The sequence below is a fragment of the Pseudoduganella lurida genome, assembly GCF_007830455.1.
In the GTDB taxonomy this organism is placed as follows: domain Bacteria; phylum Pseudomonadota; class Gammaproteobacteria; order Burkholderiales; family Burkholderiaceae_D; genus Rugamonas; species Rugamonas lurida.
Genome location: NZ_VLLB01000008.1, coordinates 224,232 through 240,468, shown reverse-complemented (window position 1 = coordinate 240,468; position 16,237 = coordinate 224,232). Strand labels below are relative to the sequence as shown.

The 16,237-nt window shown below is 68.8% G+C and carries 10 protein-coding genes; 1 reads left to right on the top strand and 9 read right to left on the bottom strand.

Going from position 1 to position 16,237, the window contains the following annotated elements; genetic code table 11:
• Window positions 1-4: 4 nt before the first annotated feature.
• The gene (locus tag IP91_RS20860) at window positions 5-2,044 is read left to right on the top strand and encodes a GDSL-type esterase/lipase family protein (protein ID WP_145651536.1); all 2,040 of its coding nucleotides are present in this window, start codon (window positions 5-7) and stop codon (window positions 2,042-2,044) included.
• A gap of 28 nt (window positions 2,045-2,072) precedes the next feature.
• Here the strand turns inward: IP91_RS20860 and IP91_RS20855 are convergent, their stop codons facing one another.
• The 9 genes from IP91_RS20855 to IP91_RS20815 all read right to left on the bottom strand — a co-directional run bounded on the left by IP91_RS20855 (window position 2,073) and on the right by IP91_RS20815 (window position 16,165).
• Window positions 2,073-2,519, bottom strand: coding sequence for a sensor histidine kinase (locus IP91_RS20855; protein ID WP_158643182.1), 447 nt, complete (start codon window positions 2,517-2,519; stop codon window positions 2,073-2,075).
• Window positions 2,520-3,677: a sensor histidine kinase gene (locus IP91_RS20850; RefSeq protein ID WP_145651532.1), complete on the bottom strand. Its 1,158-nt coding sequence runs from the start codon at window positions 3,675-3,677 to the stop codon at window positions 2,520-2,522.
• A gap of 198 nt (window positions 3,678-3,875) precedes the next feature.
• Window positions 3,876-5,150 (bottom strand): glycerate kinase type-2 family protein, encoded by a 1,275-nt coding sequence (locus IP91_RS20845; RefSeq protein ID WP_145651606.1) that lies wholly within the window; start codon window positions 5,148-5,150, stop codon window positions 3,876-3,878.
• A gap of 63 nt (window positions 5,151-5,213) precedes the next feature.
• Window positions 5,214-6,101, bottom strand: a complete 888-nt coding sequence (glxR, locus tag IP91_RS20840) for a 2-hydroxy-3-oxopropionate reductase (protein WP_145651530.1) — start codon at window positions 6,099-6,101, stop codon at window positions 5,214-5,216.
• A gap of 30 nt (window positions 6,102-6,131) precedes the next feature.
• Window positions 6,132-6,929: an aldolase/citrate lyase family protein gene (locus IP91_RS20835; RefSeq protein ID WP_145651528.1), complete on the bottom strand. Its 798-nt coding sequence runs from the start codon at window positions 6,927-6,929 to the stop codon at window positions 6,132-6,134.
• Window positions 6,930-7,266: 337 nt separating this feature from the next.
• On the bottom strand, window positions 7,267-8,364 hold the full coding sequence (locus tag IP91_RS20830) for a glycoside hydrolase family 43 protein (RefSeq protein WP_145651526.1): 1,098 nt from the start codon (window positions 8,362-8,364) through the stop codon (window positions 7,267-7,269).
• A gap of 314 nt (window positions 8,365-8,678) precedes the next feature.
• Window positions 8,679-11,624, bottom strand: a complete 2,946-nt coding sequence (locus IP91_RS20825; RefSeq protein WP_158643181.1) for a TonB-dependent receptor — start codon at window positions 11,622-11,624, stop codon at window positions 8,679-8,681.
• A gap of 223 nt (window positions 11,625-11,847) precedes the next feature.
• The gene (locus IP91_RS20820) at window positions 11,848-15,207 is read right to left on the bottom strand and encodes a DUF4450 domain-containing protein (protein ID WP_145651522.1); all 3,360 of its coding nucleotides are present in this window, start codon (window positions 15,205-15,207) and stop codon (window positions 11,848-11,850) included.
• Between the two features lie 43 nt (window positions 15,208-15,250).
• Window positions 15,251-16,165, bottom strand: coding sequence for a GntR family transcriptional regulator (locus IP91_RS20815; RefSeq protein WP_145651520.1), 915 nt, complete (start codon window positions 16,163-16,165; stop codon window positions 15,251-15,253).
• Between the last annotated feature and the right edge of the window lie 72 nt (window positions 16,166-16,237).

The following is a 16,237-nucleotide window of genomic DNA, read 5'->3' as shown; positions in this document are numbered from 1 at the left end:
CCTCATGAAAAACCTGATCGGCCGGACCGCGGCACTGGCGGCAGGCCTGTTCCTGACGGCGGTGGCCGCCGCGCAGCCGGCACCCGCCGAACTGCGCTACGACTTCACGGGCCAGCCGAAGCCCGGCGCGACGGCCGTGCGCTGGACCGGCAGCGCGCCGCTGTACAGCGCCACCACCGGCTACGGCTTCGTCAACCAGACCGGCGCCCTGCCGGCCCGTTCCGTCCACACGGAAGGGATCCGCAGCACCGCGGCAGGCTACGTGATCACGGAAGCCGCCGTCGATCCGAATGCGGCCACCGACCATTACAACAACTACGGCATGGCGTTCCGCATCAAGGCCGCGCCCGGTGCCTATGCCGTGAAGGTGCGCACCACCTCCGATGCGGCCGACACGGTGGTGTCGCTGACCGGCATGCAGACCAGCCGGCTCACGCCCGCCGTGTTCTGGGATGCGGCCAGCCTGATGCCGAACCAGACGAGCGTGGTGGCGCAGGGCCGCGACTGGTCGTACCGCTACGTGAACGGGCGCGGCTACATCGACGTGGAGATCGAGCCGGCCAAAGCCGGCGTGCCGGTCGGCGTGGCGGAGATCGTGCTGACGCCGCTGCCGCCACGGCCGCGCCCCGCCGACGTCCAGCCGGCGATCTACACGCTGGGCGACTCCACCGTGAAGTCCTACACTTTCGACGAGGCGCCGATGAGCGGCTGGGGCCAGGTGTTCGACCAGCTGTTCGATGCCTCGAAGGTGCGGGTGGTGAACTACTCGATGGGCGGCCGCTCGTTCCGTAACGCCTACAACGAAGGCCGGCTGAACGACCTGCTGATGACGGGCTACGCGGGCGACATCGTGATGATCCAGTTCGGCCACAACGACGAAAGCCTCGACGAGACGCGCCGCTATGGCCGCGGCTCCACGGAAGCGATGTACGAGGAATTCATCCGCGACGTCTACGTGCCGGCGATCCGCGCGCGCGGCATGGTGCCCGTGTTCGTCACGCCGATGTCGCGTGTGAACGGCACGCCGAAGCCGGGCGAGCCGTACGTGAACTCGTTCGGCAAGCGCCACTTCCCCGAGCTGATGAAGAAGCTGGGCGCCGAGCTGCACGTGCCGGTCGTGGACCTGAACGCGCGCAGCGTCGAGTACTACAACGCCGCCGGCCAGCAGGCCATCACCGCGATGGTCATGTCGATCGAGGCGGGCGAGACGCCCGGCAAGACCAACGACGGCAGCTATGCGAACGGCCACCCGTCCAACAAGATCGACGGCACGCACTACAAGGAAGCGCTGGCGAAGCAGTATGCGCGGCTGGTGGTGACGGAGCTCGAGAGACTGTCACAGGATGACGAGGTGGCGGCGCGGATCGTCGCCAGCCTGCGTGCCGATGTGCGCGCAGCCGTGACGAAGAACGACTGGTCGGCCTTGTACCCAATAATCGCCAACGACATCGTCACCGGTGACGGTGCCTACTACCGCAACCAGATCGAGAAGCTGCTGCAGCTCGGTGCCCTGCGCAAGGATGCGCACGGCAATTTCAATCCGGCGGCGCCGATGGACACGCGCGAGTTCAGCGCGGCGCTGGCGAAGCTCATGCAGCTTCCCGAGGCAGCGCTCTCCCGGTATGCCGCCGGCCCGCTGTCCCGCGAAATGATGGGCGCCATCCTGTACGACGCGTACCAGGCCAAGTTCCGCACGAAGCCCGCCTACATGACCGACTACAACGGCAAGACAGTGCTGCCGGGCAGCCCGGGCTACGATCCGAACCTGGACACGGGCACGCAGGGCGCGATGTACTACCCGCTGGTGCGCTGGCCGCAGTTGACGGATACGGCGGCCGTCTCGCCGCAGTACGCGGCGAAGCTGAAGGAGGCGTACGAGCTGGGGCTGATCCGCTCGGAAGCGGGCATCGCGCGCGGCCGCATGGTCAACGGCCGCCAGATCGAACCGCAGGTGCAGGTCACGCGTGCCAGGGCCGCCAAGGCGCTTTACTTCATGTGGGTGCTGGCGCAGCCGCCGAAGGCGGAGAACGACCTGCGTCCGTAACGCCATCGCGCACCGCCGGCAGGAACGCTCAGGCCATGGACGCTGGCGCCGGCACGTCGGCGCCTGCCAGCGGCAACGTCAGCGTGAACGTGCTGCCGCGACCCGGTCCCGCGCTGGCCGCGTGCACGGTGCCGTTGTGCAGCGCCACCAGCTCCTTCACCAGCGCCAGGCCGAGGCCCAGTCCGCCCTCCGCCCGGTCCGGCGTCGGCGCCGCCTGCGTGTAGGTATCGAACACGTCCGGCAGCAGGGCCGCCGGCATGCCCACGCCATTGTCCTCGACCGAGATCTCGACCTGGGCTGCCGATACCGTCACCCGCACGTCGATCACGCCACCCGGCGCCGTGTACTTGGCGGCGTTGTTGAGCAGGTTGGCGAGGATCTGCACCAGCCGGCGCTTTTCGCCGCGCACGTGCACCGGGTGCGGCGGCTGGTGCAGGTGGCAGGCGTGCTGCTTGCGCACCATCAGCGGACGCACCTACTCGAAGGCGCCGGCGATCGGCTCGCGGATGTCCAGCACCTGACGGTCCAGCGCGAGGCGGCCGCGCGTGATCCGCTCGACATCGAGCAGGTCGTTGACGAGATCGACGATATTGCCCACCTGCGTGCCGATGACGTTGCCCAGCCGGCGCCGGTCCTCCACGCTCGCCGCGCCGCCGAGGCGCAGCACGTCGGCCGCCGCGCTGACGGGCGCCAGCGGATTGCGCAGCTCGTGCGCCAGCGTGGCCAGGAAGATGTCCTTGCGGTCATGCTCGGCCCGCAGCGCCTCCAGCGCGGCCTGCAGTTCGGCCCGCGCGGCGGCACGGGCCAGGTCGACGGTGCGCAACTGCAGCGCGAAACGCCAGATGATCGTCAAGAGCAGCACGACCACGAGCCAGGCAAACAGCGGCAGCACGCTGGGCATGTCGAACAGGCCCGCCTGCGCCGAGGCGAACAGCGCCGCGCCGGTGGCGACGGGCACCAGGAACGCCGAGACGAGCAGCCGGCGTGCAATGCGCGCGCTGGGCGAGCGCCCCGTCATCGCCGCCATCAGCCCGCTGCCGGGACGCAGCAGCAGCACGCCGGCGGCCAGCAAGAGGACCTGCAGCGACGTGAGGATCGAGGTCCCGCGGCCCGGCAGGAGCGCGAACAGGGAGGTGTCGCGGAACAGGTAGCCGGTGAGGTTGAGCAGCGCGAGCAGGAACACCCCCAGCCCGATGCCCTGCGCCGTCCTGACCTTCGCTCCCCTGGCCAGCAGGAGCGACGCAAGGCCGAGCGCGATGAACATGCCGGCCGTCACGGGGGAAGACAGGTTGTACCCGCTTTCGCGGCCCGCCTGCACCAGCAGGAACGGCCCCGGTGCCGCGCCGGCCAGGTAGCACGTTTCGATGACCAGGCCCAGCGCGATGACGGCCGCGGGCCCTGCCGTCGCGATGAACGGCCGCTGCGGCCAACGCCATGACGTCCACAGGCCGCCCGCCATCAGCAGCGACAGCAGCGCAGTGACCGGCACCATGGCCGGCAGGCCGGGCGCCATGGAGACCAGCTGCCGGATACCGAACAGCCAGCCGCACAGGTTGGCCACGGCCAGCACGGTACAGATCACGAAGACGGCCGGCAGCGCCGCGCTGGCGCGGGCGGCTTCAGGCACCTGCATCGCGCAGCTCCTTGCGGCAGGCACTGTCGCGCCACGGCTTGCAGGGGATCGGGCGGCAGCGTGGCCACGAGCGGACGGTCGCCATGAGCTCTCCTGTCATCGGAAAACCCGCAGGCTACGCCGGCAGCCCTGCCAGCACTGTACGCTGCACTACATAGGAGGGATTTCGGGTTGCCAGGCGGCATGCCGCAACGGCTGCTAAGCGATATGGATGGCCCGGAAGTCGTTCACATTGGTCAGCGTGGGCCCGCAGACGACGGAATCGCCCAGCGCCTGGAAGAAACCGTGGCCGTCATTATTGGCCAGGCTGTCGCGCGGCCGGATGCCCAGCTGCCAGGCGCGTGCCAGCGTGTCGGGGAACAGCAGCGCGCCGGCGATTTCCTCCTGGCCGTCCACGCCGTCCGTATCGCAGGCGATCGCGTGTACCTTGTCCAGGCCGTTGAGCGCGACACCGAGCGACAGCAGGAACTCCACGTTGCGCCCGCCCCGCCCGGCGCCGCGCACGGTGACGGTGGTTTCGCCGCCGGACAGCAGCACGCAGGGCGTCGTAAACGGCTGGCCGCGCAGCGCCACCTGCCGCGCGATGCCGGCCATGACGATGCCCACGTCGCGCGCCTCCCCCTCGATGCTGTCGCCCAGGATGTGCACCGCCACGCCGGCTTCCTGCGCGACCTTCGCCGCGGCTTCCAGCGCGATCTGCGGCGCCGTGATGATGCGCACGTCGTTGCCCTCCAGCCGCCAATCGCCGGGCTTGACGGACTCGCCGCGGCCGCTCTCCAGCAGCTCGATGACGCTGTCCGGCACGGCGATGCCGTAGCGGCGCAGGATCGCCAGCGCATCGGCGCAGGTGGTGCGGTCCGCGCAGGTGGGGCCGGAGGCGATGTCGGCCGGATCGTCGCCCGGTACGTCCGAGATCAGCAGCGTGACGACGCGCGCCGGGTGGCAGGCTGCCGCCAGCCGCCCGCCCTTGATGGCGGAGAGATGGCGGCGCACGCAGTTCATCTCGCCGATGGTGGCGCCGCTGCGCAGCAGTGCGCGGTTGATGTCCTGCTTGATCGCCAGGTCGAGCGACGGATCGGGCAGCGCCAGCAGGCTGGAGCCGCCGCCGGAGATCAGGCAGATCACCAGGTCGTCCGCCGTGAGTCCCTTCACCAGCGCCAGCATGCGCTGCGCGGCCGCCATGCCCGCCGCATCCGGCACCGGGTGGGCCGCTTCGACGATCTCGATGCGCTCGCAGGGCACGCCGTAGTCGTAGCGCGTGACCACCAGCCCTGCCAGTGCGCCCGGCCAGTGCTGCTCGACGACGCGCGCCATTTCGGCCGATGCCTTGCCGGCGCCGATCACGAGCGTGCGGCCGCGCGGCGGCGCCGGCAGGTGCGGCGGCAGGCACAGGGCCGGCTGCGCCGCGGCCACGGCCGCGTCGAACATGCGGCGCAACAGTGCGGCCGGTGCGGCCGGGTCCTTGCCCGGCATGGTGTCGCTCAGCGCCTCCGGCTTCGCTCTCTTCATCGCTTCGCTCATTGCTGCAACCATCCCTCATCCATTGCCGATTTCATGGCCCGCGGCGATCTCCAGCGCCCGCACCAGCGCCGAATGGTCCAGTGCCCCGCCGCCATGGCCCGCGCAGCTGTTGAACAGCTGCTGCGCATGGGCCGTGTTGGGCAGGCTCACGCCCACCTGCCGCGCGCTGTCCAGCGCCAGGTTCAGGTCCTTCTGGTGCAGCGCGATGCGAAAGCCGGGCGCAAAGGCCCGCGTGATCATCCGTTCGCCATGCACTTCCAGCACGCGCGATGCGGCAAAGCCGCCCATCAGCGCCTGCCGCACCTTCGCCGGGTCGGCGCCCATGCGCGAGGCCAGCAGCAGCGCCTCGCCCACCGCCTCGATGTTCAGCGCCACGATGATCTGGTTCGCCATCTTGGTGGTCTGGCCGTCGCCATTATCGCCCACCAGCGTGATGTTCCGGCCCAGCAGCTCGAACAGGGGGCGCACGATGTCGAAGGCCGCCTGCGGGCCGCCCGCCATGATGGTCAGCGTGGCCGCCTTCGCGCCCACCTCGCCGCCGGACACGGGGGCATCCAGGTAGGCGGCGCCCAAGGCATTGATGCGGCGCGCAAAAACCTTCGTCTCGATCGGCGAGATGGAACTCATGTCCACCACGATCTTGCCGGGCGCCAGGCCCTGCGCCACGCCGCCCTCGCCGAACAGCACCTCCGCCACGTCCGGCGTATCGGGCACCATCGTGATGATGATGTCGGCCTGCTGCGCCACCTCGCGCGCGGAGCCGACAGCGATCGCGCCCAGTGCCAGCAGCTCGGGCTGCACGGCCTTGCGCGCCGTGACGTACAGCTCGTGGCCGCCCTTCAGCAGGTTGGCGGCCATCGGCGCGCCCATGATGCCCAGCCCAATGAATCCCACTTTGCTCATCGCCGTTCTCTCCTGTTAGATGGCGGATCGTCAGGCGGGGCTCTTGAACCGCGCCGCCAGGGCTTCGGCACCGCGCGCCAGCAGGTTGATGTCGCTGCCCACCGCCGTGTAGGTGGCGCCGGCCTCGATGAACTGGTGTGCCAGCGTTTCGTCGCCCATCAGCACGCCCGCCGCGCGGCCCGTGGCGACGATGCGGCCGATGGCACCGGTGATGGCCTCCACCACCTCCGGGTGCTTCAGGTTGCCCACATGGCCCATCGACGCGGCGAGGTCGCCGGGTCCGATGAAGATGCCGTCGACACCCTCGACCGCGGCGATCTCCTCGATATTGGCAAGCGCCAGCGGCGTTTCCACCTGGAGCAGCAGGCAGATCTCTGCCGCGCAGCCGGCCGCATAACCGGCCATGCGGCCATAGTCGTTGGCCCGCGAGGCGGCCGAAAAACCCCGCACGCCATGGGGCGGATAGCGCGTGGCGGCAACGGCCGCGCGCGCTTCGTCCGCGTTCTGCACAAACGGGATCAGCAGCGTCTGCACGCCCACGTCCAGGAAGCGCTTGATGAGCACCGTGTCGTTCCAGGCCGGCCGCACGATCGGGTGCGTGGGCCCCTGCGCGATCGCCTGCAGCTGCGAATGGACCATCGGCAGTTCGTTCGGCGAGTGTTCCGTATCGAGCAGGAGCCAGTCGAAGCCGGCGTTGGCCAGCACTTCCACGGTCACGCTGCTGGACAGGCCGGACCACAGTCCCACCTGCAGTTCGCCGCGCTGCAGCGCGCGCTTGAAGCCATTCGGGCGGATGCTCGTGCGGAGGGAACCAGGTACGTTGCTCATCGTCGTCTCCTGTTCTGGTAGTGAGATGCAAGCGGTACGGTGCTGGGCCAGCGATATGAATTTACCATCACCCGTGGTGCGATCACCAGATTTATCATGCCGGCCGATGACTACCGGTTTGCGACCCGGGAGCGGGACCTGGGACGATGCGTCGTGGTGTATCGCCGGGGCCACGGGCGGTGGCTGCAGGATGCCGGCGTGGCGGCGCAGTCATGGGGCGGTGACTGGAGGATGCCGGTGTGGCGGCGCAGTCACGGGGCCGTGCTGCAGGATGCATCGCGGATGTGTGGCCGCAACCACGGGGCCGTGGCTGCGGGATGCTATAGAGATCTTGGGATCAGTCGCCGGCAGCGGCCGGGCACTTGCCGCGCTGCGGCGGCGCCAGCGGTCCCATCACGTGGTCGCCATCGAGGTCGACGCGCTCGTTCAGGACTTCGATGCGCCCGCCCGCATCGCGCACTTCGTACAGCTTGCCGCGCGCGTTCTTGAACGGCCGGTGCAGCACCAGCATGCGCTTGCCGTCGAAGGCATCGAACAGCATGCCGTGGCCGGAATCGCGCCGCACGATCGGTTCCAGCTGCTCCCACGGTCCCTGCAACCGGCCGGAGGCGGAACGCGCCACCGACTGCACATAGCCATCCTTGTCGTAGCTGGACCACAGCATCAGCAGGCTGCCGTCCTGCGACGGATACAGCTGCGGGCCGTCCGTCACGTACACGTTCTGCTTGGCCGGCGTGCCGTCGGCACCCACCGGCCGGTCGCCTTTCGACCAGGCGGCGCTGGAGGCCTTGAACAAAAGGACCGGCTTCCCGGCCGGCTGCAGTGCCGCCGTCAACGGCATGGCTTCGATGGTGCCGTCGCCCGTCTGCACCCACTCGTGCGCATACACGTACCACGGCTTGCCGTCGCGGTCGACGTGCAGCGTGCCGTCCAGTGTCATCAGGCTGGCCGGTGCGATGGGTTCGCCGCCGTTCACCGGCAGGAACGGGCCCTTCGGGCCGTCCGCCACGGCCAGGATCGTGCCGCGGCGGTGGGCAGGCCAGCCGGACACGGACGGCTGGTCCAGCTTCGCACTTTCGTTGTGCAGCGTGGTGAACAGGTAGTACTTGCCCCGCCACGCATGCACTTCCGGCGCCCACCCGCCGCCGTTCGCCCAGCCGCCTTTCGGGAGGTCGAACACCACGGTGGGTCTGGACCAGTTCTTCAGGTCGCGGCTCGTGTAGGCCATGATGCCCACGCCGCACTGCCCGCTCATCGACGGCACGTTCGACGTGTACAGGTAGTAGGTCTGGCTGGCCTTGTCGGCCACGATGAACGGATCGTGCAGCGGCATGGCGGGCAGCGTCAGCGGCGCCGGCGTGGCGGGCGCCGCGATGGCGTGGCCACAGGCGAGGAGGGACAACAGGAGGGCCGGTGCGAGGGCGCGGAGGGTCATGGGGTGGAAGAGGAATGGGGAAAGGAGAGTGTAGCGGAACACGGTTGCGGCGCCCGCGCCACGGGTCTGGCACCGCCGGCCAGGGAGCGTCGATGCCCGGTTGGCGTTCGCTGCGGTGCCTGATCCCAGCCTCCGGCATGCATCCAGCAAAAGGCTGGGGTCAGGCACCGCAGCAGGCGCTATCCATGCTTCCTGCTGCGCCATTGGCGGTGCCAGACCCCGGTACGCGGACGCCGCATGGGACATCCGGCGAGCGGACGCCGCATGAGATATCCGGCATGCCGGGGCTCCATGAGACATCCGGCGCGCCACCATCAGAACTTGTAGTTCGCCCCCAGCACGTAAGACCGCCCGGTTTTCCCGTACAACAGCGTATCGTCCCGCTCCGTGTCCTTGCCGTAGCGGAGTTCCTCGTCCGTCAGGTTCTGCGCCTCGAACGACAGGCGCAGGTTCGGCGTCACGTTGTACGAGGCCGACAGGCCGATGCGCGTGGAAGGATCGGCGAACGAGTGGTCGCTGCCGTTGGCGTTGCGCAGCACGTCGCGGATGAAGCTCGAGCGGTGCGCGGCCGACACGCGAGCGCTGAACTTCTTGTCCTCGTAGTACACGGTGAGGTTGTAGGCGTTCGGCGACAGGCCGATGAAGTTGGCCTCCTCGGTCAGCTGCTCGTTGGCAGCGGTACGGGGATTGTCCACTCGCGTGATGTAGGTGATCTTCGACTTCACGTGCGTGTAGTTGGCCAGCGCGCCGAAATTGCTCCACGCGCCCGGCAGGAAGGTGAACGGCACCTGCCAGTTCACTTCCAGGCCGTCCAGCGGACCGCCCTTCGTGTTGACCATGCGGCTCACCGACACATCGGTATCCGGCGTGATGCCGCATACCGGCGTGCCGCCCGTGATGGAGCAGCCCGTGGACGTCAGGTACGCGTTCGACAGGCCCGTCTCGGAATACTTCATCAGCTCGTTGGTGCGCTGGATGAAGGTCTTGATGTCCTTGTGGAAGGCGCCCACCGAGAGCATCGCGTTCTTCGCGTAGTACCACTCGGCCTGCAGGTCGAAGGTGTTGGCGCGGATCGGGTCGAGCGTCGGATTGCCGATCGAGACGGACTGGCTGGTGAGGTTGATCGACGCCGATGGCGACAGGTCCACGTACTCGGCGCGCGACAGCGTTTTACCCGCCGAGAAGCGCACCAGCAGGTCCTTCGGCAGCGTGGCCGTCACGTTGAACGCGGGCAGCCAGTCGCGGTAGCTGTGTTCGACCACGCGCGGAACCAGCTGGCCGGCAGGGTCCTTGATCAGCTGCATGGCGATGGTCTTGGTATTCGCACCGCGCACCCCCACGTTGCCGCGCAGCGGCAGACCCCAGGCGTTCACCTTGAAGTCCGTCGACAGGAACAGCGCATCGATCTTCTCCTGCACGTCGCGCTTGATCTGGTTGCCCAGCTGGTATTCGGACAGCGCCACGTCGCTGCAATGGCATTCGATGTCGTACACGCTGCGGAACTTGTCGAAGTCGATCGCCGCCCACGAACTCGGCACGCCCGGACCGAGGCCCTTGCCGAAGCCGGTGATCTGGCGCGTCAGGCTGGCCAGCGACACGCCGGCCGGCAGCGCCTGCGTCGGAATGCCGCCGGACGGCACCTCGTAGTTGAACCAGCTGTTGCGGCGGCTCGACAGGCCCGTCTTCAGCGTGAAGTTGTCATTGAGCTCGTAGCTCAGGTTGATGGAACTGGTTTTCAGGCGGTTCGTCGTGGTCAGGTAGCGGCCCACGAAGTTGCCGTGCACGGTGCCGTCGGCGCCCTGCGGACCGAACGAGAAGTTGTTCGGGTTCGAGATGTCCATGCCAAAGTTCAGCGCCGGCACCGCGCCGCCCGAGAAGTCCCACGAGAAGCCGTTGACGTTCGGCGCATCGATCTGCACGGTGGCGCGCATCGGATTGTTCAGGCGCGAGTCGGACACGCCCACCATCACGTCCACGGCCAGCTTGTCCGTCACGTCGCGGTGGCCGGACAGGACGGCCTGCTTGAACAGCGTGGTGTACACGTCCACCAGCCCTTCGCTGCGCACGTCCACGCCGTTGAATTTTCCGTAGGTCCAGCTGCCGTTCTCGTTGAAGCGGGCATCCACGATCGACGTCTGGCCCTTGCCGTTTTCCGTCATGTCGCGGCCGAACGAGATGCCCTGGATGTAGTTGTCGTAGCGCGTATTGCTGTAGCGGCCGCCCATCACGTCCAGACTGAGCTCGGTGGCACTGTCCGGACGCCACTGCAGCGTGCTGGTGATGCCGGTGCGCTCGTATTCCGTCTGCGAGCGGCGGTACCGGGGAATGCGCGGATGGAAGGCGCCCGAGCTGCCCGCCGGGCTGGCCACGGTGCCGCCGAAATCGTCCTTGCGGTTGATGATGTCGTTGTACACGGCCAGGCTGCCGGAACGGGGCACGCCGAAGCCGCAGTTCTGCGCATCGATGCCCTTGACGGCATTGGTGGCCGGGTACTGCGTGGCCGCGCCGATCGGCGAGCAGAAGCCGCCGTTGACGGAACCGGCCACGATGTCCACGGACTCGTAGCCCTCCTCGATGGCACTGCGCTTGGCGTAGGCCAGCGAGACGAGTGCGCCGACCTTGCCGATGCCGGTATCCCAGCGGTTCGAGTACAGCGCCGTCAGGCGGGGCTGGGTTTTCTTCGAGACGGTGTTGTACAGGCCCTGCGCGCCGATGCTGGCGGTCTGGCCCTTGAAGTCGAACGGGCGCGCAGTGCGCAGGTCGACGGTGGCGCCCAGCGAGCCTTCTTCCACGCCCGCTTCGGACGTTTTACGCACGGCCAGGCTGTTGAACAGCTCCGCGGCGAACACGCTGAAGTCGAAGGCGCGGCCGCGGTTGGTGCTGCCGTTGATGTCGGAGGCGCCGGTGGCGGTGGTGCCTTCGATGCCGTTGATGCGCACGCGCGTGAAGCCGGCGTTCAGGCCGCGGACGGTGATCTGCTTGCCCTCGCCGCCGTCGCCCTGCGCTACCGATACGCCCGGCACGCGCTGCATCGATTCGGCCAGGTTCGCATCCGGGAATTTCGAGATGTCCTCGGCCTTGATGATGTCGATGATGCCGTCGGAATTCTTCTTGATGTTCAGTGCGTTGTTCAGGCTTTCACGGAAGCCCGTCACCACGACGGTGTTCTCGGGCGTCGCCGCGGCGCCCGATTGTGCCTGCGCCTGCGCCTGGACCTGTGCGTGGATCGTGCCCACCAGCGCCAGGACGCCCAGCGTCACGATTCGCAGCCGCGAGTTCGGCCCGTGATGCGGCCCTGCCTGCATTGCTGTTGCCATACTTCCCTCTCTGTCTTGTTTTGAAATGCACCGGGTCTCCACGGCTTTTATATATTAAAAGCATTACCTTGCAAAAAGAGAGGGGACGAGGCAAACGATCACGCAGTTGACCGCTTTGCCCCCGGTCGCGCGCACGCCGTTGCGCATTTCGCAACAGATCGCATCACTACGGTGTCGCGTCCAGCGTGACGCCCATCAGGCCCATGACCACGTCGTTGGCCAGCGTGCGCAGCGTGAGGCTCTGCAGCGTGCGCGAGGGATCGAGCGGCATGGCCAGCACCGTGGCCGCGCCGCCGTCGATGGTGCCGCGGCTGCCCTTCGCTTCGGGCATGCGGGCCAGGCCGGATTTCAGGTCCACGCGCAGCGGCACGGCGGCGCAGGACGGGAACTGGTAATCGTCGATGAAGTAGTCCTGCTCGATCGGCCACCAGTTGTCCGGATTGCGCAGCGCCAGGCGCGCCTGCGTGCCGTCCGCGTAGGTCGCCACAAGTTCGCCGTTGTCGATGCGGCTCTGCATGTGGTTCGTCGAGCCGGCCAGCAGCAGGAAGGCGCGCGCGGCCTTGCCGGTGAGCGGCACGGTGACGTCGCGCGGATAGTTGTCCCAGCGCGAGGTGAAGGCCACGTTGGGCACGCTGCCGGAGGGCGTGGAAAAGGTCAGGCCGTTCGGCAGCCGCAGCGTTCCACCCAGCGCGCGCAGGCCGGCATCGTCGATGTTCGCGCTGGCGTTGAGGTGGCCCGCCCAGGCACCGATGCCCTGCGCCGGCAGCGCCAGCGTCACGTGCGGTGCGCGCGGCGACTGGTATTTGCCCTTCGCGAAGATCGCCGTGAGGCGGTCGTTGAACAGCGGCCCCAGATCGACCGGGCGGGAGCGGATCGCGGCGCCCTTCGTCCAGTCGGCGGAGGCGGAAGCGCAGGCGGCCGCACCCGCCTCCCCTTCCGGCGCCAACGCTGGCAAAGCGGTCCACCAGGTGAAGTCCCCCTGCCGCTGCTGGCGGAAGCCCTCGCGGGATGCGATCGGTGGCGTATCCGCGGCGGGTGCGGCGCCACGCCAGGTGATCGCCACGCTGGCTTCCTGCGCCAACGGCACGGCGATGCGCAGACGCGGCGCGCCGACCGCGTTGTCGTCCGCCTGCCATGCGGCCGGCTTGCCGTTGACCGTCACCCGCGCAACGTGCGTGCGCCAGGCCGGCACCTCCAGCGCCAGCTGGCGGAAGCGCGAGCCGTTCTGCGTCACGGTCCAGTGGTCCACCATGCCCTCGCGGCGCCACCGCATCGCCAGGTCGGGATGGCGCAGGCTGGCGTGATGCCAGTCGCGCGGGAAGCCGGGACGCAGCGTCAGCACGCCGGCCAGCGCATCGGGCCGCACGCCGAACAGGCCTTCCACCAGCGTGCGCGACGTGACGCCGGAACCATCGGCGAAGTCGCGCTGCGACTCGCGGCGGTACACGTCCAGGTAGTTCAGTGTGCCCACGTTGCCGGGACTGATCCCCATGTACATGCTGGCCAGCAGCGCCCCTTTCGACAGCTCGAACGCCGTGTCGGGCCGTCCCGCCTGCCAGTACGCCAGGGCGGTGTGCAGGTTCTCGCCCATCACCACGTTATTGATCGACCACATGTACGGCATCCAGTCGCTGCTCGGCAGCATGCGGTATGGCCGGTCCGCCGGCACGCCGGGGCCGCGCACGGGGATCGGGTGCGCCTGCCGGTCCAGGTCCGCCGCCATGCGCGCCGCCTCGAACGGCGTCGGCACGTGCGAATCGAGCGTGTGATAGAAGGTCCACAGGCCGTAGCTGGGATGCAGCTGCTGCGCACCCAGCAGGTCGCGGTATTCGCCGAAGGCGCCGCGGTCCGGCATCCACAACTGCTCGCGCATGCCGCGGCGGATCGCGGCCGCCTCGGCCAGATACGGCGCCGGGTCCTTGCCCGCCAGCGGTGCGATGCGTGCGGCCATCTCGTTGTGCCAGGCGTTGTAGGCGGACGTGTGGGTCACGCCGCCGCCGTTGTAATACAGCTCGTCGCTGGCCCAGATGGCGGCATACGCGTCGTACAGCGGCAGCTTCGCGGGGCCGAACTCGCGGCGGAACAGGCGCCGTTCCCACGCCAGGTGGCGCTCCAGCACGGGCCATGCCGCCTTCGCGAAAGCCGCGTCGCCGGTCCACAGCAGGTGGCGCAGCAGCGCATCGACGAACACCAGGTTCATGTCGTAATGCGACTTGCTCAGGTCACCGTTCGAATGCAGGCCCGGCTCGTTGCGCGCCAGGTTGGCGGTGGGGTCGGCCCGCGGCGCACGGTCGGGAATCGCATCCGTGTTCTGCCGTCCGGTCCAGGCGGCGAAGTTCTGGCGCGCCCGTTCGTGCCAGCCCAGCGCATCGAGCGCATACGGGCCGCGCCAGCCCAGCAGCTTGGTGCGCCAGGCGATCGCGCCGTGCATGATGGCCGCCTGGTCGCCGTCCCACACGGCATCGGCCGCCACGTTCAGCGCGCCCATCGCCGCGTTCAGGTAGGGATCGGGCGTGTCGATCCGTACGCGGTTGCGCAGCGCGTCGAAATGGCGGCGTGCATCGAGAAAGCGTTGTGCCAGAACGGCAGGTGCGAAGCGGGCCAGCCGTCCCTGCGCGGCGCCGTTCTCGCTCGCGTTGGCGGCGCCCGCCTCGCGGTAGTCCGCCTGCACGCCGGCCTTCGCCGCTTCCGTTACCTGCAGCGACAGGTACACGGGCTCGCTGGACAGCGCGATGCGGCCGAGCGCCACGTTACTGTCGCCGCCCTCGCCCGCTTGCAGCAGCGCCGCCAGGTCGTTCCATTGGCGGGCATCGGCGCGCACCATGCGCACGGGCGCGCTGGCGGTCGCGCCGATGGTGGCCACCATGCCGGTGGCGATGAAGCCATCCTTCACCAGTTCGATACGGGTATCGCGCGCGTATTCCGGCGCGAACTGGAAGTACTCGCCGATCGGCACCTTCTCGGTGCCGATGTCGCCGCCGCGCTGGCCCCGCTGGCCGTTGCCGGCACCGAAGGCGAACACCAGTTCGGCGCCCTTCGCCAGGTGCTCGCCCCGTACCTGCAGGCCCAGTCCCTCGGTGGCCGCATAGGCAATGGCAGCCAGGTGGAGGCGGCCGCGCGGGCCCAGGGCAGGATCGCCGATCTCGTACAGCAGCTCGCCGGGCCGGTAGCGCGCGGTGATGCTGCCCGCTGCGTCCAGCCAGAGCGTGCCAGTTGACGTGCGCACGCCCAGGCGCAGGTTGCCGCCGCGGCCCGGCAGGTACAGGGAGAACTGCGGCCGGTCGCCGCCATCGACGCGGAAGGCGCTGTTGCCGCCATACAGGGGACGGTTGAAGAACTCCGTGCCATTGTCGATGACGAAGTCGGCGCCTTCCGGCCGGTAGCGCAGTGGCCGGTCGATCCCGGCGGTGAGATTGGGCGTGGGGACCACACCGAGCTTCGGATCGGCGGCGTGGACGGGCGAGGCCGCGATCAGCAGCAGGGCTGCAGCGGGGAGGATGGCAAGGCGGGCAAAGGCGTGTGTCATGGCTGGGCTGGTGGTCCGTTGCGGCGGGCCGGCCAGCGCGGCCTCAGCCCGGGTGGGTTTTCTGTTCTCGGGTGCGGATCCCGTGCAGCAGCGTGCTGCGCGAGGAATCGAGGTGGATGCGCATCGCCTCGCGCGCACCGGCGATGTCGCGCCGCGCCAGCGCCCGCAGGATGTCCAGGTGTTCGTGCACCGCGTACTGGTTGCGCGCCAGCTCTTCGTCCTTGTCCCACTGGTAGTGGTAGTGGAACACCAGCGAGACGATGTCGTACAGGCCTTGCGCGAAGCGGTTGTGCAGCAGGCCGATCAGGAAAGTGTGGAAGTCGCGGTCCAGCGCCGGAAAATCCTTGTGCCGGGCCGGCATCACGGAGCCCAGCTGCTCGTGCCGCGCAATCAGGGCGTCCAGCGTGGCGCAGGCCGGGTCGTTCGGCGGCAGCTGGCCGAACTGCTCGAGGGCGGCGAATTCGAACATCTGCCGCACGTCCGCCAGCTCCATCGCGAAGGCCCGGTCGAAGGCCTGCAGGCGCCAGCCGCCACGGGGCTTCTTCTCGATCAGGCCGAAGCGCGAGAACTCGATGAGGAACTCGCGCACGCTGATGGTGCTGGTGCCGGAGGCACGTGCCAGTTCCGCTTCCGAGAACTCCGCGCCGGGCGGCAGGTCGCTCTGGTAGATGCGCTCCATCAGCACCTCGCGGATGCGGTCGGAGCCGGGCTGCAGTTCGGCGATGTCGAAATAATCCTTGCGCTGCGGCTTGCGCAGCAGGCGCCGCTCCTTCAGGTCGCCGATCAGTCCCTGCGCATGGAAGTGCGCGAGCACGCTGCGGATCGCCGTGCGGCTGCCCTCGCCCAGCGCCGCCATCTGCTGCTCCGTGGGCAGGGGCTCGCCGATCGCCACATGCGCCTTGATGTGAGCCAGCAGCAGGTTGGTACTGCGTTTGAAGACGAGCGGTGGTCGGGCCATGAGGTCGGGAGCCTGCCGGTGCGGCCGGCGGGAGAAGCATTGAATCCCTCATTCTAATCCGGCGCGGCGCCA